We start from the raw sequence: 20645 nt of genomic DNA on the forward strand, positions 1-20645 counted from the left end.
TCAACTTACTCTTGCTTATTTAATGCGTTGTGTTGAATTTGCTCATCAAGTGGGGCAGCAGGGCGAATAGCAATTTCAGTTGTATTCGCACCATTATTTGCCAAATTAACGCTTGAGCCCGTTTCTCGCAAAATCCCAAGCAATTTTCGCAAATATTTTAGTGCTGAACGACCTTCATCTCCAATATTTTTAAAAGCTTTACTAATTTCTTCACTTTGTTCCTGTGATTGCTTTGGTTCTGATGACTTTCGATTTTCTGCATTGCTATTTGATTTTTCGTATTTATTTAGCATATCAATTCCGCTATTTGCGGCATCGATTACTTTATGCAATGTAATAGCAACTTTTTGCTGAATATTTGAGCTAAGTCGTTGCCTTTCTGCGTTAGCTGCAAGCACTTCTAGCTGTTTTTGCTCTTGCTCTAATTCTGTTCTGCGCGCTTTTAGAAGCAGCAAATTATTGTCATCATTTCTGCGGTAATAAGCAAACGCAATAACTGTAAAACAAATTATTGCAACTATGAAACCAAAAACTAATCCAACGGACGCAAATTGCATAAAGTCATAAAAATTGGTTGTGGCAATATTTGATGTAAAGAATCGTATTGGAGTTTCAGTTTGTGGAATATTTTTTGATGAAATACCAATTTTTACGGCGAAAATAGCAGATTCGGCAAGCACTACTGCGCTAACCCATTGCCATGCGCGTTTTTTACCGTAGAGCACAGCAGCGTAAATAATGTTCGGTATGAAAAAATTAGCGAATAAAATATTCGGCAAGAGTATAAGCTGTATTGCAGAAAATACTGCTGCAACAATTGCGCATGCGGTTGGAGCTTTTCTGCGAAACATGAATGGAATCATGGTTGTAAGAGTAAATACTTTATAAAGTATTTGTAATGAAAGCGAGTTGGAATATTGTGAAGACATTCCAACTCCAACAATAAAATCGTAGGTTGGCAGAAAGAGCATCATAACAACCCAAGGTGATGCATAAATAATGTCTCCAATAAGCCAATGTTGTTCAAACCATTGTGATACTTTCTCAATCCTATTTTTTGAAGTATTTGCTTCTGGTAAAACGTATGGCAAAACTTTTGATGAGGTTGGAACGTTTACATCTGCTGGTTTCACATTTGCCGGTTTTGTTTGTGCTTCTGCTTGATTATTAACTTTTGCATTCTTATTAGTAACGTTATGAATACTATTTAATACAGAAGCAGTACTGTTTGACTGGTCTGCGCTGTAGGAATATGGAATAAAAGCAACAATACTAAACGTTCCATCATTGAGTTTTCCATAATCAAGCGTTCCATGAAGATTTTCAAGTCGCTCTTTCATGCCGATTAAGCCATAACCGTTTTTATGTTGCGCATTGCTATTTTGCGTTTGGTTAGCTTCGGTTTTGTGTATTTCATTCGTGATTTTTAGTGTTAGGCCTTGGTTATTCCACTGTTCATGAATGTTTATTTTAACGCCATCTCCTGCGTGCTTTCGAATATTAGTAAGAGATTCCTGAACAACGCGGTATGCAACGGTTTGTGCGTCCGTGTTAAGTCTATTTTGAGAATTTATGCCATCAACAGTATGCCAAAAAATATTTTTAGGAGATGCAATCTTTGCTTGTTCAATAAGCGAAGGTATGTGATTGAAATCCAATTGACACGATGGAGCGTCTGTTAAAGCTTCTAGAAGTCGGCGCATGTCGTGAACGGCGCGCTCGGCTTCGTTTTTAATAATATGCATTGTTTTTTTAGCAAGTGCAATATCTTTGGTTGCTGCATAACGACCACCATCTGCTTGAACAATAATAATAGAAAGCGTGTGGGCAACAATATCGTGCATATCTCTTGCAATTCTTGCGCGCTCTGCAGTAACAGCAATGTGTTGAGCTTTTCGGCGGTACGCGCGAATAGCATTATTGTGATCTTGCAAAAGTTGAATAGTATGCACGTGAGTGCGCTGCCAGTAGCCAATAATAACCGTAATAGTAGTAATAATAATCGCAAAAATTATTGAAGGAATTGCAAAATTAAGTATATTTGAAACGCAATTTTTTATGCTACTACTATTTATATTTTGTACACTACAAGTATAACTAGCTTTTGAATGATTGATGCCATATATTGGTCCCATTACAGTATTCCACGATATTACTGCGCAAGATAATACTGTTGTTACGTAAGCTGCAATAACAAAAGCTTTTGAATGTTCTGGATTTCCGCGCGCAATAGCATTAACAAGTAGCACGAAACCAAAGAAATCAGCGAAAAGTTGAGTAGGGCCAAATGCTACTTGCACAATGCAAATAACAATAAAAATAGTAGCCGCTTGTTCAGGCCATAGTTTTCGTAATGAAAGTAGTAATGCAACAACAATATTGATAAGCGTTACTGTAATAAGCGAACCTTGAGTCAAAAAGCCATCAACGTTGCTTATAACGTAGCGATCGCTTGAAAGTATAAAAAGAATAAGTGGAATAATACCCCATAATATGTCGTTTAATGTGAGCTCTTTTCGTAATCGCTGTATAACACTTTGAAACATATTAGGTACTTTCATAATTACTAGGCTAGTGCATAGTACTTTATAGAACAATCAAACTTGAGTATGATTTATAAATAGAGTGTGTAATTGATAGTTGCAATGTAGCGCGAATAAAGAAAGGGATGGCAAGATGGCATTACTCACAAGCTATTATGTTCCGGGATTACATGTTGAGGAGCGTGCGATTGATGTTCCACTTGATTGGGAAGGCAACACTCCTGGTGGAGCTATTAAAGGCGAAACGATTCGACTGTTCTGTAGAGTTGTTTGTGCTCCTGAGCATGTGCATGACGATTTGCCGTTGCTTGTGTTTTTACAAGGCGGCCCTGGTGGGCAGTGTCCGCGACCACTTTCGCCTTCTAGTGATGGTTGGATTCAAGAGGCTATTAAGCATTTTCGCGTAGTCTTGCCAGATCAGCGTGGTGTTGGGCGTTCTTCAAGAGTGGATGCTTCAACTATGAAGCGTATGGCAGACGACGGAGTAAGTGTTGAGCGTCAAGCGTGGTATTTGAAGCGTTTCTTAGCTGACTCTATTATTCGCGATTTTGAACATTTGCGTCTTACTGAATTTGACGCAAAACCGTGGGTGTCTTTAGGGCAAAGTTACGGCGGATTCTTAACGCTTACGTATTTGTCGCTTTTCCCGCAAGGATTGATTGCAAGCTTCACAACTGGCGGCATTCCTCATGTTCCTGCAAATGCGCGTGAAGTCTATGAGCATACTTTTCCTCGTATGGCGCGTAAAACTGAGCAATTTTATGAGCGTTATCCGCAGGATGTTGCTCGTGCAGCCGCTATTGCGGATCGTATTGCGCAGGGTGATGTTGTGCTTCCAAATGGCGAGAAGCTTACGGTTGAGCGATTCCAAATGTTGGGTTCTTCCTTCGGCATGAAGCCAAGTTTTGAGCGAGTGCACTGGCTACTTGATTCTGCGTTTGCAGATGGTGATGGTTCTTTGAAAGCGTTTAAGCACGGTGGTGGAGCTTCTGCTGGAAGTTTAAGCGACGAGTTTGTGTACGGTGTAATGGATTCAACGGCTTCAAGCCCGCTTTATTGGCCGCTGCAAGAATTTATTTATGCTGACGGTGAATTAGAGCACCCAATTTTGTGGGCAGCTCAGCAGGTTAGGGAAACAATGCCAGAGTTTTCTGGTTCTGCACGTCCGCTTCTTTTTACGGGCGAAGCTATGTTTCCTTGGATGTTTGATCAAGAAAAAGCTTTGCAGCCATTCTTGCCAGCAGTTGACTGCTTAATGAGCGACAAGCAGTTTGGCAAGATCTATGATCAAGATCAACTTGCTAATAACGAAGTTCCATTACAGTCTGCAGTCTACTTTGACGACATGTATGTTGATTCTGGTCTTCAGCTTGACACGCTTTCTCGTATTGCAAACTCCCATTATTGGACAACAAACGAATTTGAGCATGATGGTTTGCATGGAGATGTAGTATTCCGTCATCTTTTTGATGAGGCTTTAAATCGTGGTGATTTAGAGGGAATTTACAAGCGCTAATAAGCTCTGTAAGTTTTAAATTTTGCGTGTTTGTATCGTTTAATAGAGCACTATTTGATATGCTATACATCTGTTTGAGTAATAATTGCGTCATAAATAGTGCTTTATTTATGAATTGCACCAAAGGGGATTATGAATGAGTAGTGGAACATTCGGTACTGTTGGATTTATTGGTTACGGCAATATGGCACAAGCAATTGCTAAAGGTGCTGTAAATGCAGGCGTATTGCAAGGTGAAAATATTGTTGCATGTGCTCGTAATTTTGAAAAACTTGAGCGTAACACTTCGCTTATTGGCGCTCGCGCTATGCGCACTGCTAAAGAAGTATGTGAAGCAAGTGATGTAATTATTGTTGCTGTAAAACCTTATCAGATTTCTGAAGTTCTTAAACCTATTGCTGGTCTTATTGACGAACGCGGTACAGCCATTATTTCTGTTGCAGCCGGCTGGAATCTTGAGCGATACAAGGATTTGCTTGGCAATAATGTTCATGTTCAATGCATTATTCCTAATACTCCTATTTTGGTAGGTCAGGGAGTTACTTTAGCTGAGTCTAGTAATACTTTAACTGACGCACAGCTTTCTATGTTTAATGCTTTATTTGATCCAATTTCTTTAGTAGAGCGTGTGGATGGCGAAAATATGAATATTGCAATGTGTATTTCTAGCTGTGCTCCAGCTTTTACAGCAATGTACATGGAAGCTTTGGGAGATGCTGGCGTAAAGTACGGGTTGCAGCGAGATTGTGCTTACCGTTTGGCTGCAAAAATGATCGAAGGAGTAGGTGCGTTATATATGAACGAGAGTACTCATCCAGGGATTATGAAAGATGCAGTGTGCTCTCCTGGAGGAACCACTATTCGAGGAGTTGCACAGTTAGAATCTCGCGGATTTAGGGGAGATGTTATTTCTGCCGTGGATGCTATCGAAAATATAAAGTAAATAAAATCAAGTTGTGTCGGCTTTCCCGACGCTGGTCTAAACTAGGTGAATATGTCTTTAACTATTGGAATTGTTGGATTGCCAAACGTGGGCAAGTCCACTATGTTTAATGCTTTAACCCGCAATAACGTTTTGGCGGAGAATTATCCGTTTGCAACTATTGAACCAAATACTGGTATTGTTCCGCTTCCGGATCATCGTCTTCCAGTTTTAGCTAAATTAGTTAATACCGAAAAGATTGTTCCAGCAACAGTTACCTTCGTTGATATTGCAGGCATTGTTAAGGGTGCTTCCGAGGGCGAAGGTTTGGGCAATAAATTCCTTGCTAATATTCGCGAAGCAGATGCTATTTGCGAAGTTGTGCGCGCGTTTAATGACGACGATATTGTGCATGTGAACGGCAAAGTGGATCCTGCCGACGATATTGACACTATTAATACTGAGCTTATTCTTGCCGATATGCAAACTATTGAAAATGCTCTTCCAAAGTTGGAAAAGGATTTGCGTGGCAAGAAAGTTACGCAGGAATATGTTGATGCAGTAAATAAAGCTAAAGAAATTCTTGCTTCTGGTAAAACGATTGACCAAGCGCATAACGAAAAGCTTATTGATAAAAACGACGTGTACGATTTGCACTTGCTTACTGCTAAGCCGTTTATTTACGTGTTTAACGTAGATGATTCTGAGCTTGCTGACGAAGATTTAAAGTCTAAACTTTCTGCTTCTGTGGCACCTGCAAAAGCAATCTTCTTGAATGCTCAGTTTGAGTCCGAGCTTACAGAGCTTGACGAAGCTGACGCTCGTGAAATGCTTGAGGATGCTGGTTTGAAGGAATCTGGTTTGGATCAGCTTGCGCGTGTGGGATTCGATATTTTAGGTCTTCAAACTTATTTAACCGCTGGTGTTAAGGAAGTTCACGCTTGGCAGATTCATAAAGGTTGGACTGCTCCTCAAGCTGCTGGCGTAATTCACACTGATTTTGAGCGCGGATTTATTAAAGCAGAAATCGTATCTTACGATGATTTTGTTGAGGCTCAAGGCTCTATGGCAAAGATTAAGGAAGAAGGCAAGCTTCGTCTTGAAGGCCGAGACTACGTTATGCAAGATGGAGATATTGTTGAATTTAAATTCAACGTGTGATATTTCTGCGAATTAAGCGAAATTTTGTTTTTCAAGCGTTGCTGCTAGTAGTTTGCTGTTAAACTATTAGTAGCAACTTTTTTATTTTTATAACCGGAGATAGTGATGCAATTTATTCGTGGCTTTGTTAGTGATATACGCAAATGTGCGCGAGTTTTTGCAAAAGTGCGCAGATGGTGGATTCGTAGTTCGAAAACTATGCGCTACATATCTGCGAGCATACTTGCAATGTTGATAGTAATTTTCCTGTTATTTGTTGGTTTTGAAACATCGAACGTACTTTCTACTACGTATCAATACGGTGTGCAGGCGCGTAAAAATGCGCTTATTGAAAAGATTAAGAATAATTGCGGCGGTATTAAAAATAGCAGGAAGGGAAAAAATCTAAATAATATTTATAAGTATTGCAATAAAAGTTCTTCTAAAAAAGCTAATGCTAAATCTGATTTTTGGAAGTATCCTACAGGGGGAGCGCACCCTAACCTTACTGGAATAAAGGTTTCTGACTTACATATTGATGTAAATCTTAAAAAGCAGCGCGTTTACATTATTGCTAAAGGAAAAACTGTTTATTCAATGATCATGAGTTCTGGAATAAATGACTCTACTCCTCATGGCGATTATCATATTAACGGCATGCGCAACAAGCATTTTTACAATCAGAATGAAAAAGTTGGCGCTGACTATTGGGTAGGTTTTATTGATGCAGAATACTTATTCCACTCTGTGCCAACTAACCATGAGTTTGGGAATTATATTAGGTCTGAAGGTATGAAGTTAGGAAAGCCTGCATCTCATGGTTGTGTGCGTTTAAGCGTTGCGGATGCAAAATGGTTCTATGAGAATATTCCTGACGGAACGTCTGTTCATATTGGATAATCTTGCAAAAGCTGTATAAACGCAATATTTAACTAGTCTGATTTAAATGTAATTTTAAATGTTACGAATAAAAAAGAGGGCCTTCATTTGAAGACCCTCTTATATTTTTAGCAAACTATTCTTGCAATATTTTGTTTAGAAGAATAGTACTGCAGCCAAACAAGCTAATACTACCAAAACAATAGAAGCTAAGAAGCTTGCAAGGAAAGCAGTGCGACCCTGTTTGAAAATAACTTTGAAGTTTACGTTAATTCCAAGAGCTGCCATTGCCATGCCAAGGAAAACGTATCCTGCTTCTACAAGAGTGGATGCGTGAGCTGTTATGAAAGGAACGTAAGTTCCAATAACAGATGCTGCAATAAAGCCAAGCATAAACCATGGGAAGCTAATCTTATGCTTTCCGCCATTTTCAACTTTGCTATGACGAGCATTCCACCAGATTGCAATAAAGATGGAGGCTGGAACGAGCATAAGAACTCGTGAAAGCTTCATTATTGTTGCAACATTAATACTATTGAATGCTCCACCAGCTGCAACAGCATGTGCAATTTCGTGAAGAGATGCGCCTGAAGCTATTCCAAGCTGCTGATTAGTCATGCCGAAGTGAGGAAGAATAAAGATTTCAGCAAGAGCGTAAATAGTGCCCATAATTGCAACTGTTGCAACGGCCATAACTTCGTTCTGCTCTTTTTCGTCTTCCTCTTCTGGAAGAACTGGCATTGAGCCAGAAAGACCCATAACTGCTGCAGCGCCACAAATACTTGTGCCTCCTGCAGTAAGCATTGCAAGCTGAGGATTTACCTTCAAAAGTTTAGCAATGTTATAAGTTACGCAAACCATTACTGCAACTAACACAGCTGCAATAGGTAAGCACTTAATGCCCTTGGTAAACAAATCATGCAAATTCAGCTTAAAGCCGAGGAGAATAATACCAAGGCGAAGAAGTTTGTTTGCAATCAAACCAGCTGCGCTTTTAACTCCTGCGCGTCGTAAATCATTATTCTTTTTGTATGCGTGCAATGGCAGCTGCAGAGCCATGCCAACGAGCAACGCAATAATAAGAGCACCCAGAAGTTTTAAGCCTGGGTATTGCTTAAGCCAGCTACCAATAAAGGAAGCTAGAAGCGTCAATACGGCAATAAGAGCCATATCGATGGTGCAGATTTTCTTTTTCCATGTATCAAAGAAATTAACCATTTAGCTCATTATTCTCTCACAATCGGACAAAAGTGAACAAAAATCATAATTGTATAATTATTATATGTAGTTAAAGAGGTAATTATGTGCAATATTAATATTCAAATTAAACGCATTTATGAATCATCTGATGAACATGATGGCTTGCGAATATTAGTAGATAGATTGTGGCCTAGAGGAATAAGTAAAGAAAAGGCAAATCTTGATTTGTGGTGTAAAGATATTGCTCCATCAGGTGATTTGCGAAAATGGTTTGGGCATAAGTCTGAGCGTTTCGAAGAATTTGCTAATCGTTATATTGAAGAGTTGGACGAGAATCAAGATTGTGTAAACCAAATCGTAGATATATGCAGAAAAAATAAAAAAATAACGTTTTTATATGGCGCGAAAGATCTGCGTATAAATCATGCAATTGTGTTAAAAGATTACATTCAAAATGTTTTGCAAAACTAAGATTGCAATAAGCAGATTAATACGTAAGCAAAAGTTTATGTTTATAAACTTTTATGAGTAATAATTGGTGGTGTTTGTTGCGTTTTCGACACACCGATTTTCCTTGATATTTCAACAAAAATAAAAAGTAGCCTTATGATTTTCTACTTATGTTCGACACATATCTTTTTGCGCGTTAAAATTTCTCTTTGGCATATGGGTCGGTGGTGTAATGGAGCCCCCAGAAGCTGCCATCCCAGCGCTCGATGAGTGCTTGTTTTTTTTTTTAACGACACTCGGTTACATACCTCTTGCAGAACTTGTTTTTACGAGGAGAAGAAATGAATTCTTTGTTTACATGGCAGCGTCACGGCGACGGCAAGACTTTGCGTCCTGGTGAAGTAGTTGAGCCAGATGAACGTTTAACTTGGATTCGTACCGCTGGTATTGGTGCTCAACATGTTATTGCAATGTTTGGCGCCACATTCTTAGTGCCAATTCTTACAGGTTTTGATCCGTCGACTACTTTGATGTTCACGGCTCTTTCCACTGCATTGTTCTTGTTGATTAACGCAAATAAGCTTCCTAGTTATTTAGGAAGCTCTTTTGGTCTTATAGCACCTGTTATGGCTGTAACCGCTGCGCATAAGGGCATTGCTGTTGCAAGCTTTGGCATTATGTGCACAGGTATTCTGCTTGCGCTTATTGGTGTGCTTGTTCATTTTGCGGGCGCTAAGTGGATTGACATTATTATGCCGCCTGTTGTAAACGGTGCAATCGTTGCAATTATTGGTTTTAACTTAGGCCCAGCCGTTTGGGGCAACTTCCAAAAAGCTCCAGATACAGCGTTAGTAACATTGGTTGCAGTCATGCTTATTGCAGTAATCTTCCGTGGCCTTCTTGGGCGATTGAACATTTTGCTCGGTGTTCTTGTTGGCTACGCTTACGCATGCTTCCAGGGTCAAGTTGACTTTAGTAAGATTGAGAATGCTTCTTGGATTGGCTTCCCTAAGTTCCACACTCCGCAAGTCGACTTCTCTGTTTTGCTTATGTTCTTGCCAGTTGTTCTCGTTTTGATTGCAGAAAATGTTGGTCATGTTAAGTCTGTAGCTCAAATGACTGGTCGAAATTACGATGACAAGATTGGTACTGCTTTGTTTGCCGACGGTTTAGGTACTGCAATTGCAGGTTGCTTCGGCGGCTGCGGTACAACTACATATGGTGAAAACATTGGTGTTATGGCTGCAACAAAGGTTTACTCAACAGCAGCTTACTGGTGTGCAGCAGCATTTGCTTTCATCTTGAGCCTCTGCCCAAAGTTCGGTGCAGTTGTAAACTCCATTCCAGCAGGCGTTTTGGGCGGTGTAACCACTTTGCTTTACGGCATGATTGGTATGATTGGTGTGCGCATTTGGGTAGAAAACAAGGTGAACTTCGACAAGCCAGTTAACATTATGATTGCTGCAATCGTTATGATTATTGGCATTGCTAACTTCCAATTTGCTGTTTCTGGAATTCAGTTCAACGGCATTGCAATCGGCACTGTTGTTGTGTTGGTTGTGTACCACGTTATGAAGGCTATTGGTAAGCTTACTGGAACAATCGCTAAAGACGATCCAGATGTTGCTTAGCTTAAATGCTTTAATCTGATTTAATCTAATCAAATTAGGCGCGTTCGCTACTTTTGCGAGCGCGCTTTTTTGTAATTATTTTTGATTACACAACAAACACAACAAGTAGATTGGGAATAATTAGTATAGTATCATTAAGCTTATGTTGAAAGTCATTATAGAAATAATTATTGGCATTGCATGGGTTGCTTTTGGCGCGTATATGGCTAAAAAACCTAAAAACACTAAAGTGCATAAGCGTTCTGATTATTCAAGCAATGGAGAGAAAAAGAGCAATCAAAATAATGATGCTGCTGATGCTTCTATGGATGATTCTATTGATCAAGATGTAGTTATAGAAAGCATTGATGAAGATAATAGCAATGCAAATGTTGTTGATAAAGATGCTTCTAAAGATGAGTCTAATAGTGAAAACAAAGATAAGACTTTTTCAAAGTTTGCAAAAAAAATGAAAGATTGGGCAGACTATTATAGTGAAGATGATGACCTCGGTGACCTCTTTACTGATTTATTAGAAGCTAAGAAAAAACTAGAAAACGAAGGTGATTCGCCAAAAAATACCGATACTACCGATACTAGCGATACTAGCGAAGATAGTGAAAGCAATAAAAGCGATAATAAAAGCTCAAATAGCAAGGAGAGTCATTCTGTGAAAATTGATTTTGATGTAAATAAGTTTGTTGGAAAATCAAGAAAATGGCGCTGGGTTCTTGCTGCAATCGTAGTAGCAATAGTTTTTATATGCGCGATTGTTTTTGGTCTTGCAAAGTTTATAACCGATTGCATGTGGTATGCTCAACTCGGCTTTGAAAGCGTAATCTGGATTCAGTTGGCTGCAAAAGTGGGGGTTTGGGTACTATACGCTGTATTGATGTCCGCTTTTGGTTACTTGTCTGCAGCTTTAGCAATTAAAGCTCGTCCGACTAATGCAGATGGCTCTTATATTCGCGTGCGCGGAAATGTTATTGACCTAAAGCATGGAATAAGCTCTAAAGTTGCGTTACATGCTGCTGGTATTGTTTCGCTAATTGTTGGCGCAATATTTGGTTTCCAATTCTACAATCACTGGGTGCAAATATTACTTATGTTCAACGCTCAGTCTTTCGGAATTAAGGATCCACAATTTGGAATCGACAATGGTTTTTACGTATTTGTGCTTCCGGGATTAAGATTGTTTGCCGGCGCTTTTGTTCTTCTTTTGGTAATATCTCTTATTTTCTCTATTGTTTCGCACCTGCTTATGGGCGGTATTCGCTTTACTATGCCTATTGATGGCAATGGAATATTGAATATTACTAACCGCGCTCGCAGGCAAATCGCAATATGGTTTATGTTTGTGATTTTATCTTGGGCAGTTTTGCAAATTTTAGACATGTTCTCTGTAGTAACTCTTGACGGTTCAAGAATTACTGGTGGATCATACACGGATATGAACGCTGGAGTGCCTGGAAGCATAGTAATGGCAGTAATAACTGTTGTGGTTGGTGCAGTTCTTGCGTTTTGGTTTATGAAATCTCATGCACTCTCTGGTGAAGCTCCAATAGCGCAACGTTTTAAGAGTGCTGTTAAAGCTTGGAAAACCCCAACAATTGCTTTGGCTTCTTTAATTGCTTGCTCAATTGTTATATCTTTTGCTTGGCCTGCACTTTTGCAGCGTTTTAAGGTTGCTCCTAACGCACAGGAAATGGAAGCTCCTTATATTCAGCGAAATATTGATGCTACAAAGTTTGCTTACGGTTTAAACAATGTAAAGAAAGAATCGTATAACGCAACTTCTCACGGAAAATCTGGAGCGTTATCTGCAGAAGCAGAATCTACTGCGCAAATTCGTTTGCTTGATCCTCAAGTTACTTCTCCAACATTCCGTCAGCTTCAGCAATCAAAGCAATACTATACGTTTGCAGATACTCTTGCAGTAGACAAGTACGATATTGACGGGGTGAGTCAAGATACTGTTATTGCGGCTCGAGAACTAGATTTAGCTGGCAATGACAATCGTAACTGGGTTAATGATCACACTGTTTACACGCATGGCTATGGAATTGTGGCAGCTTACGGAAATAAAGTTACTGCAGACGGTCAGCCGCAATTTATGGAGTATGGTATTCCAACTCAAGGTAAGCTTACGAAGTCACAAAAATATGAGCCTCGTATCTACTTCTCTCCAAATGCTCCAGAATATTCCATTGTTGGCTCGCCAAAAGGCACAGCTCCATGGGAGTTTGATTATCCAACTGGTTCAAATGGCGCTTTAACAACGTTTAAGGGAAATGGTGGACCAAGCGTAGGTAACTTCTTCTCAAAGCTGATGCATGCTATTCGTTTTGAGTCGGATCAGATCTTATTCTCGGATAGAGTTACCGCAAATTCTCAGATTTTGTATGATCGTGACCCTAAGACGCGTGTTTCTAAAGTAGCTCCATACTTGACTTTAGATGGGCGCGTTTATCCTGCGGTTGTGGATGGACGAGTTAAGTGGATTGTTGACGGGTATACAACATCCGACTCCTACCCATATTCGCAAATGACTGATTTTGGCAGTGTCACTCAGGATTCAACTACAACAACATCTCGCTCAATTAAAGGCTTAACTAATCAGCGCGCAAATTATATTCGCAATTCAGTAAAAGCCACTGTTGATGCATACGATGGTTCGGTTGATTTGTACGTTTGGGATGCCAAAGACCCTGTGATTAAAGCTTGGAAATCAATATTTCCAGGTCATTATCACGATATTTCTAAGATTTCTGGCGATTTGATGAAACATTTGCGTTATCCGGAAAGCTTGTTTAAGGTTCAGCGTTATTTGCTAGCAAAGTACCATGTAGATACTGCAAGTCAGTTCTTCTCTGGTGAAGATTTCTGGCAGACTCCTGTTGATCCAACGGAATCTCAAAGTCTTCAACGTGATGATATTTTGCAACCGCCTTACTATTTGACTTTGCAAACTGGTGATGCAAAGAAGCCGGTATTTTCGTTAGTTTCTACATATATTCCTGCAGGTAAGATTACTCGCGAAATTTTAACTGGTTTCTTGTCTGTTGATTCAGATGCCGGGGATACTCCGGGAAAGATTGGGCCGAACTATGGTAAGCTTCGCTTGCAAGAATTACCTAAGGTTTCTAACGTTCCAGGACCTGGTCAAGCTCAAAACAATTTCAACGCTAACGCTAGCGTTTCTAAAGAGCTGAATTTGCTTGAATCTGGTTCTACAAAAGTTAAGCGAGGAAACTTATTAACTTTGCCTCTTGGTGGAGGACTTGTTTACGTAGAGCCTGTTTATGTGCAATCAAGTGGATCTACAAGTTATCCGTTGCTTAAGAAGGTATTAGTTGCTTTCGGTGATCAGGTTGGTTTTGCAGATACATTGGACGAAGCTCTTGATCAAGTATTCGGTGGAGATTCCGGAGCTTTGGCAGGAGACGCTTCTAATAAACCTGGCGATAAAGCAGATAAGCCTCAAATAAGCGAAGGTGGTAAAGATAGCAAAGAGAATAAGCAAAATTCTTCTAATCAAGCTTCCTCTACTAATTCATCTTCGCTAAATCCTCAAGTAAAAGCTGCTCTTAAGCGTGCAGCTCAAGCGTTAAAGGATTCCGATGCTGCAATGCGTGAAGGCAATTGGGAAGCGTATGGCAAAGCTCAAAAGGAGCTAAGCGATGCTATTGGCGAGGCTATGAAAGAAGAATCTGCAAAGTAGTAGAATTGCCGTTACTAATCCGTTATTATCTCAGTTTTGTAGCTGAGATAATAACGGATATTGCTATTTATGCGTTACTTTCTCAGTTTGTTGACTGAGTTTTTAACGGTGTTTTAAAGCTGGTTGTCTGGATCTTCGTCATCGCTTACAGGGCCAAGAAGCAGACGCTCACTAATATTGACTACTCCCATAAGCAATGCTGTAAAAGCAATAATTACCAAAGTCGCTGAAAAAATGAGGGGAGTGCGGAAAGAATTATATGCAGCTTGCAGCCAAATACCTAATCCTTGACGAGCGCCAAGATATTCTGCAGTAGTAGCTGCGCCAAAAACGTAGGCTGCGCTAATGCGAATACCGCCAAAAATTTGGCGCGCTGCAACTCGTAATTTTACATGCCAAAGCGTCCAAACTCGTCCAGCTCCGCACGTTAAAGCTACATCGCTATAAAAACTTGGCACTGCATCAAGACCTCTAATTGTTTGAACAGCAATAGGGAACATGCTGAAAATAGTTACGATAACTATTTTTCCAGACATTTCGAAACCGAACCATATAAGAAATAGCGGGGCAATCGAAATAAGTGGTAACGTTTGTGCAGCACAAAGAAGGGGAAACAAAGCTGCGTGAACCAGCTTGCATACGTGAAAAAGTACGCCCAGTAAAATGCCGCACACAATGGCAAAACTAAAACCAATAACCGTTTCTTCAATAGTTGCAAGAGTTGCAGGCCATAATTGTGGCCACACTTCACAAGTGGCTTTTGCAATAGTTGTCGGAGTTGGAATAGAATTTTCTGGAATTTTATAAAATTCGCAAGAAAGCTGCCAAAAAATTAGTAACGTAATAATAGAAATTACTGTTGGCAGATAATTATGCAGTAGTGATTTCCAACGCGCGCGCGTCATGGAATATCGTTCCTTTCAATATGCAAGCAATAATGCTTGTTGTAGTTGTTTGACTGCTGCCCCAATCAAACAACATAAAATTTTACAAACTTTCTTGTATGAAAATATCACATAGCTAGTATGTAGTTAGCAAACGTGTATTTTATGCGTATTTGTCTTTCGATTAGTGCATAATTTAGTCGTTTCGTGAGTCAATGTGTGGCAAACCGAAAGTTCTAATTTTCGGGGGCATTGAACGGCGCGGGCTAGGCCCTTGATACCGTTTTCTGCCAAGTTCGTGTCACATTCCCAGAAAGCGGATTTTTAAGAAAGTTAGGGAACTCATGATATGTCAATTATGGCGCAATGCGCGAGCTTTTTGTTTTAAATTTAATAAAAATATTATGCGCGCAACAGCAGTTTTTATAAGCTCATGCTGCATTCTGTCTTTGTGTGCGTGCGGATCAAACAACAGTAAGCAGAATAGTAAATCTGGTCTTCAAAACGTTTCGTTTATGCTTTCTTGGATACCAGATACTAATCATATTGGCGTATACGTGGCAAAGCATATGGGCTGGTTTAAGCAAGCTGGTTTACACGTGAATATTTTGGCTGTGTCTCAAACTGGTGCTGAGCATGCTGTTGACTCTGGAGCTGCGGATTTTGCTTTAAGTAATACTACTAATCTTGCAGATTTCAGCACAAAGGGCGCTAAATTGAGGGAAGTTTTGCAAGTTCAGCAAAAGCCTAGCGCAATTTGGTGCTCTCTTTATAAAAACACTAAAATTCATTCTCCTAAAGACTTTGATGGTAGAACTTTTGCAACCTTTGGATCTGCAGAAGGCGATGCTGTTATTCGCAGAATGATTCAGCATGATGGTGGCGAAGGTAAGTTCGACAAGGTTACTGTTGGCACTTCCACGTTCCGAACTCTTGAATCCGGAAAAGCTGATTTTGGTGGTTTTTATGGAACTTGGGAAGGCGTGCAAGCGCAAATGTATGGTCCAAAGTTGCGTTGCTTTAAAGAAGCAGACTATGGCGTGCCAGGCCAGCAGGACACTATTGGCATTATTACTCACGCAAACACGGTTAAGCGCAATCCGAAGCTTGTTCGCGCTTTTGTTAAAGCCGTTAAACGCGGTTATGAATATGCTTACAATCATCCAGATGAAGCTGCGAACATTTTAGTAAAAGAAGCTCCTGAAGCTAATCTTGATGTGAAATTCGTTAAGCGAAGCATGAAGATGATTGTTGACGGGCAATATTGGGGCAATCGTGCAGACATAAAAAGCGGCAAGTTTGTGTTCGGCACGAATGATGTTAAGGGTGCTCAAGAATACTTCAACTTCCTAAGTAAGGAAGGCGCATATACGGATTCTAAAGGCAAAGTAACATATAAAACTCCTCAAGCAAAAGAATTAACTACAGACGAATTTTTGAAGTAGTTTACGCAATGACTTGAGTCTTGCTAAAATAGATTACAGTATATGAGGGCGTATCGGGTAGTTGGAAATCCAGCTTCAATCGATGCGCCCGTTTTGTTGTTGGCTACCTATGCGAATTGGGGTGGGGATGTATGGCATCTGATTTTTGGCTTATTGCAGGTTTAGGAAATCCTGGAACAAAGTATGAAGGCACGCGTCACAACATGGGTTTTATGGTAGCGGATGTGCTTGCAGAGCGCTGGTCGGTGTCTCTTGCAGACCACAAAGGTTTAGCAAAACTTGGCAAAGGTGTGATGAATCTGGATGGAAAAATGGCTAAGTTTTTCCTTGCTAAGCCGCTAACTTTTATGAACAATTCAGGAGCTGCTATTTCATCTATAAGTTCCTACTATCAGATTGAACCGGATCATATTGTTATAATCCACGACGATATGGATTTAGATTTTGGGCGCATTAAAGTAAAGGCCGGCGGTTCCGCAGGTGGTCATAATGGTATTAAGTCTATTGACAGATCCCTTGGAACTCAACAATATGCTCGCGTTCGCATGGGCGTAGGTCATGCTCAGCGTGGTGCTCATGCACATGATAATACTGTAAATTGGGTGCTTGGTGGCTTTGGTGGAACTCAAAAATCTGAGCTTCCTAACTTCTTAGCTGACGGTGCTGATGCTGCAGAAAGCGTTATTTTCCGAGGGCTTGCAGCAACTCAGGAGCATTTTAATGGCCGCTAATAACAGGTCAATACAAATGGTTGCAAAAAACTCAAAAAATATTGAAACAGAAGAATCATCAATCAATTTGCATGATATTTTGCTAGATTTATGCAGTAAAGATGAAATATTTCGTGCATTATCGAAAAATAATATTGATTCAATTAACAAGTTTCAAAAACCTGCAGAAAGTGGCGAGCTTAATATTGCAGCGCCTCTTGGAGTGCGACCGGCTCTTGCAGCTTCTCTTGCAGAGAATATGCCTGTTGTTGTTATTGTTCCTTCAGCCAAAGATGCGGCAGATTTCACTGAATCTCTTCGTGACTGGTATAGGGGGAATCCGCAAGACATTGCACAACTAGAGGCATGGGAAACTTTGCCTCACGAGCGTCTTTCACCTCGCGCAGATACTGTTGCGAGCAGAATCTCAGTATTTCGTAGGCTTAAGCATCCAGAAGAAGGTAGTTCTTTATTTGGACCAATTCGAGTTCTTGTTCTTCCTGTTCGATCTCTTATTCAGCCAGTAGTTTCAGGACTTGGAGATGTAGATCCGCTAGTTTTTGAGTGTGGAAAAGAACTTTCTATTACAGACGCAACTAAGCGGTTGGTGGAAAATGCTTACACGCGCGTTGATTTGGTTATGGAGCGTGGAGAATTTGCTGTTCGAGGCGGAATTATCGATGTTTTCTCGCCGACCATGACGCATCCGGTGCGTATTGAATTTTTTGGTGACGAAATTGACACAATGAAGCAATTCCATGCTTCAGATCAGCGTACATACGGAAATAATATTGAAAAACTTTGGGCAACTCCTTGTAGAGAACTGCAACTTACAGAGGAAATTTGTAAGCGTGCTCGCTCTCTTATTGGTGTTATTCCCAATGCTGATGACATGCTTGAATCCATCGCAAATTCTATACCGGTAGAAGGTATGGAATCCTTGCTGCCTGCATTAGTTGACAACATGGAATCAGTGCAAAACATGTTTTATAAAAATGCTGTAATAATGCTATCTGACCCGGAAAAATGCCGAAGAGCAGCAGAAGATGTTACGTCCACTGCAAACGAGTTTTTGGCTGCTAGCTGGCATGTTGCAGCTTCAGGATTAGGTTCTGGCGCTCCTATTACTTTTGATCAAGCTAATTTCTTAGATTTTGACGAAACTGTTTCTGCATTAGAATTTTCTAATCATGATGTTTGGAAATTAACATCATTTGGCGTAGACGATACGCTTGCAGGAAATATCTCTTTACCTGTTAAAGCTCCTGAAGAATTTAGGGGAGATTCTTCGAAAGTTTCAGGCGGAATATCGTCTCTTATAGATGACGGTTTTGATGTAACTATTACTGCAGCAGCTTCTGGTACTCTTTCTAGATTAAGAAGAGCTGTTAGAACAACAGGAGTTACAAACTTTACTACAGTACGTTCTTCTTTAAGCGACGGTTTTATTGATGCAAAAGCGCGTATAGCTGTGCTTACAGAGCGCGATTTAACTGGTAAATCTTCTGCTTCAACACAATTAAAAACGCCAAAACGCAGGCGCAAAGCAATCGACTTAATGGAACTGAAGCCTGGAGATTTTGTAGTACACGAGCAGCATGGTATTGGTCGTTTTATTGGCATGAAACAGCGAAATATTGCAGTAACTGGTGGAACTGCAACTCGTGAATATTTAGTAATCGAATACGCGCCAAGTAAACGTAACGCTCCTGCAGATAAATTATTTATTCCAACAGATCAGCTTGATTTAGTTAGCAAATATATTGGTGCCGAAATACCAAAACTCAATAAGCTTGGAGGCTCGGATTGGGCTCAAACTAAGGCAAAAGCTAAAAAGCATGTTCACGAAATTGCGGAAAATCTTATTAAACTTTACTCCGCGCGTCAGCAGTCTCGCGGTTTTGCGTTTAGTAAAGATACTCCTTGGCAAAAAGAGTTGGAAGACGCATTTCCTTACCAAGAAACTGCCGATCAGCTGACAACTATTGATGAAGTAAAAGCAGATATGGAAAAACCAATGCCGATGGATCGCTTAATTTGCGGCGATGTTGGTTTTGGAAAAACTGAAATTGCGTTGCGTGCAGCTTTTAAAGCTGTTCAGGATTCTAAGCAGGTTGTTGTTCTTGTTCCAACAACATTGCTTGTTCAACAGCATTACGAAACTTTTACGAATCGTTTTGAAGGATTCCCTGTAAAAGTTGCTGCAATGAGTAGATTCCAAACCGCTAAAGAAATTGACGAAACTTTAAGCGGATTGCAAGACGGAAGCGTGGACGTTGTTATTGGAACTCATAAACTTTTGAACCCGAGTATAAAATTCAAAGATTTAGGTTTAGTCATAATAGATGAAGAGCAGCGTTTTGGCGTGGAGCATAAAGAAACGTTAAAAGCTTTGCGTACGAACGTCGACGTATTAAGTCTTTCAGCAACGCCAATTCCAAGAACGCTTGAAATGGCTGTAACCGGTATTCGTGAAATGTCTACACTTGCTACGCCTCCAGAAGACCGTCTTCCAGTTTTGACTTATGTTGGCGCTTATGAAGATTCGCAAGTATCAGCTTGTATTAAGCGAGAATTGTTGCGCGGAGGACAGGTTTTTTATGTTCATAACCGCGTAGAAGATATTAGTTCTGTTGCAAACAAAATTAACGAGCTTGTGCCGGATGCGCGCGTTGCTATTGCGCACGGAAAAATGGGTGAAAAGCAGCTTGATGCTGTAATTCGCGATTTTTGGCATAGAGATATTGACGTGCTCGTGTGCACTACGATTATTGAAACCGGTCTTGATATTTCTAATGCGAATACGCTTATTGTTGATCATGCCGACAGATTTGGTTTAAGTCAATTGCATCAGCTTCGCGGGCGAGTTGGGCGAGGACGTGAGCGCGCATACGCTTACTTCTTGTATGATCCGACTAAGCCAATGACTCAGCAGTCTCACGATCGTCTTGCAACTATTGCTCAGCACACGGCTTTGGGCTCTGGTTTTGATGTTGCTATGAAAGATTTGGAACTTCGAGGAACTGGAAATCTTCTTGGTGATGAACAAAGTGGGCATATTGAGGGAGTCGGTTTTGATCTCTACGTTCGCATGGTTTCAGAAGCTGTTGAGCAGTATAAGGAGCCAGAGCGCGTTCAGCCTGTCTCGGTAACTATTGATTTACCTATTGAAGCTTCGATTCCGGTTGATTATATTGCTTCCGACAAGCTTCGTTTGGAGGTGTACCGTAAGCTTGCTTGCGCAAGTAATGATGACGATTTGAAGGATCTTCACGACGAGTTGTTGGATCGTTTTGGTGAGCCGCCGGAAGCGTTTGGTGCGCTGTGTGATGTTGCTCGCTTGCGCTTTAAGGCTCGAGAGCTTGGTATTACGCAAATCAGCTCTCAAGGAAAATCAGTGCGAGTTGTTGGCATCGATCCAAAAGAGTCGTTGTGGATGCGTTTGCAAAGAATTTACCGCGGAGCAAAGTATCGTCCTCTTACTCATATGCTTATTATTCCAGCGCCTTTTGAATCTTCGCTTGGAACTAGCGCAATGAGCGAGCATGAAATACTTTCATGGGTGCGTCAACTTCTTGAAGATTTAGCTTGGTAAATTTGCTTGTGTTTATTTTATAAATAAAGG

General features: G+C 40.4%; 13 protein-coding genes. 10 read left to right on the top strand and 3 right to left on the bottom strand.

Annotation, left to right across the window (positions count from 1 at the left end):
- Positions 1–5 precede the first annotated feature (5 nt).
- On the bottom strand, positions 6–2561 hold the full coding sequence (locus tag ACJV7B_RS01030) for a sensor histidine kinase (protein ID WP_419388737.1): 2556 nt from the start codon (positions 2559–2561) through the stop codon (positions 6–8).
- A gap of 115 nt (positions 2562–2676) precedes the next feature.
- On the opposite strand from ACJV7B_RS01030, the gene ACJV7B_RS01035 reads away from it, so the two are divergent.
- The 4 genes from ACJV7B_RS01035 (at position 2677) to ACJV7B_RS01050 (ending at position 7021) form a co-directional block, all read left to right on the top strand.
- Entirely contained in the window at positions 2677–4059 is a 1383-nt protein-coding gene (locus ACJV7B_RS01035; RefSeq protein ID WP_410314281.1) for an alpha/beta fold hydrolase, read from the top strand.
- 136 nt (positions 4060–4195) lie between these two features.
- Complete coding sequence (proC, locus tag ACJV7B_RS01040; protein WP_419388738.1) at positions 4196–5002, top strand: pyrroline-5-carboxylate reductase; 807 nt, start codon at positions 4196–4198, stop codon at positions 5000–5002.
- A gap of 51 nt (positions 5003–5053) precedes the next feature.
- Positions 5054–6142, top strand: coding sequence for a redox-regulated ATPase YchF (gene ychF, locus ACJV7B_RS01045; RefSeq protein WP_004136029.1), 1089 nt, complete (start codon positions 5054–5056; stop codon positions 6140–6142).
- A gap of 228 nt (positions 6143–6370) precedes the next feature.
- Positions 6371–7021 carry a L,D-transpeptidase gene (locus tag ACJV7B_RS01050; protein WP_419388739.1) on the top strand — a complete coding sequence of 217 codons (651 nt, stop codon included), beginning with the start codon at positions 6371–6373 and terminating at the stop codon, positions 7019–7021.
- Positions 7022–7156: 135 nt separating this feature from the next.
- Here the strand turns inward: ACJV7B_RS01050 and ACJV7B_RS01055 are convergent, their stop codons facing one another.
- Positions 7157–8218, bottom strand: coding sequence for a YeiH family protein (locus tag ACJV7B_RS01055; RefSeq protein ID WP_004136034.1), 1062 nt, complete (start codon positions 8216–8218; stop codon positions 7157–7159).
- Positions 8219–8302: 84 nt separating this feature from the next.
- Here ACJV7B_RS01055 and ACJV7B_RS01060 point away from each other — a divergent pair, with 84 nt between their 5' ends.
- From ACJV7B_RS01060 to ACJV7B_RS01070, 3 genes are all read left to right on the top strand, one after another.
- A complete protein-coding gene (locus ACJV7B_RS01060) occupies positions 8303–8671 on the top strand; it encodes a DUF488 domain-containing protein (RefSeq protein ID WP_419388740.1) in 369 nt (122 codons plus the stop codon).
- Between the two features lie 320 nt (positions 8672–8991).
- Positions 8992–10281 (top strand): uracil-xanthine permease family protein, encoded by a 1290-nt coding sequence (locus tag ACJV7B_RS01065; RefSeq protein ID WP_419388741.1) that lies wholly within the window; start codon positions 8992–8994, stop codon positions 10279–10281.
- Positions 10282–10423: 142 nt separating this feature from the next.
- A complete protein-coding gene (locus tag ACJV7B_RS01070; protein WP_419388742.1) occupies positions 10424–13981 on the top strand; it encodes a UPF0182 family membrane protein in 3558 nt (1185 codons plus the stop codon).
- A 113-nt stretch (positions 13982–14094) separates the two neighbouring features.
- On the opposite strand, the gene ACJV7B_RS01075 is transcribed toward ACJV7B_RS01070, so the two are convergent.
- Positions 14095–14886 carry an ABC transporter permease gene (locus ACJV7B_RS01075; RefSeq protein WP_410314285.1) on the bottom strand — a complete coding sequence of 264 codons (792 nt, stop codon included), beginning with the start codon at positions 14884–14886 and terminating at the stop codon, positions 14095–14097.
- A gap of 383 nt (positions 14887–15269) precedes the next feature.
- Between ACJV7B_RS01075 and ACJV7B_RS01080 the strand changes: the two genes are divergently transcribed.
- The 3 genes from ACJV7B_RS01080 to mfd all read left to right on the top strand — a co-directional run bounded on the left by ACJV7B_RS01080 (position 15270) and on the right by mfd (position 20615).
- A complete protein-coding gene (locus ACJV7B_RS01080) occupies positions 15270–16310 on the top strand; it encodes an ABC transporter substrate-binding protein (protein WP_375169544.1) in 1041 nt (346 codons plus the stop codon).
- Between the two features lie 131 nt (positions 16311–16441).
- Positions 16442–17041, top strand: a complete 600-nt coding sequence (gene pth, locus ACJV7B_RS01085; protein ID WP_375169543.1) for an aminoacyl-tRNA hydrolase — start codon at positions 16442–16444, stop codon at positions 17039–17041.
- Between the two features lie 16 nt (positions 17042–17057).
- Positions 17058–20615 (top strand): transcription-repair coupling factor, encoded by a 3558-nt coding sequence (gene mfd, locus ACJV7B_RS01090; protein WP_419388804.1) that lies wholly within the window; start codon positions 17058–17060, stop codon positions 20613–20615.
- Positions 20616–20645 lie beyond the last annotated feature (30 nt).

The sequence above is a fragment of the Gardnerella bretellae genome (assembly GCF_048545135.1).
GTDB lineage: Bacteria > Actinomycetota > Actinomycetes > Actinomycetales > Bifidobacteriaceae > Bifidobacterium > Bifidobacterium greenwoodii.

Excerpts from the sequence above, each read along its gene's own strand:
- pth (WP_375169543.1), top strand. The coding sequence starts at position 16,442 with ATGGCATCTGATTTTTGGCTTATTGCAGGTTTAGGAAATCCTGGAACA.
- ACJV7B_RS01050 (WP_419388739.1), top strand. The coding sequence starts at position 6,371 with ATGTTGATAGTAATTTTCCTGTTATTTGTTGGTTTTGAAACATCGAAC.
- ACJV7B_RS01070 (WP_419388742.1), top strand. The coding sequence starts at position 10,424 with ATGTTGAAAGTCATTATAGAAATAATTATTGGCATTGCATGGGTTGCT.
- ychF (WP_004136029.1), top strand. The coding sequence starts at position 5,054 with ATGTCTTTAACTATTGGAATTGTTGGATTGCCAAACGTGGGCAAGTCC.
- proC (WP_419388738.1), top strand. The coding sequence starts at position 4,196 with ATGAGTAGTGGAACATTCGGTACTGTTGGATTTATTGGTTACGGCAAT.
- ACJV7B_RS01035 (WP_410314281.1), top strand. The coding sequence starts at position 2,677 with ATGGCATTACTCACAAGCTATTATGTTCCGGGATTACATGTTGAGGAG.
- ACJV7B_RS01060 (WP_419388740.1), top strand. The coding sequence starts at position 8,303 with ATGTGCAATATTAATATTCAAATTAAACGCATTTATGAATCATCTGAT.
- ACJV7B_RS01055 (WP_004136034.1), bottom strand. The coding sequence starts at position 8,218 with ATGGTTAATTTCTTTGATACATGGAAAAAGAAAATCTGCACCATCGAT.
- ACJV7B_RS01065 (WP_419388741.1), top strand. The coding sequence starts at position 8,992 with ATGAATTCTTTGTTTACATGGCAGCGTCACGGCGACGGCAAGACTTTG.
- mfd (WP_419388804.1), top strand. The coding sequence starts at position 17,058 with ATGGTTGCAAAAAACTCAAAAAATATTGAAACAGAAGAATCATCAATC.
- ACJV7B_RS01080 (WP_375169544.1), top strand. The coding sequence starts at position 15,270 with ATGCGCGCAACAGCAGTTTTTATAAGCTCATGCTGCATTCTGTCTTTG.
- ACJV7B_RS01030 (WP_419388737.1), bottom strand. The coding sequence starts at position 2,561 with ATGAAAGTACCTAATATGTTTCAAAGTGTTATACAGCGATTACGAAAA.
- ACJV7B_RS01075 (WP_410314285.1), bottom strand. The coding sequence starts at position 14,886 with ATGACGCGCGCGCGTTGGAAATCACTACTGCATAATTATCTGCCAACA.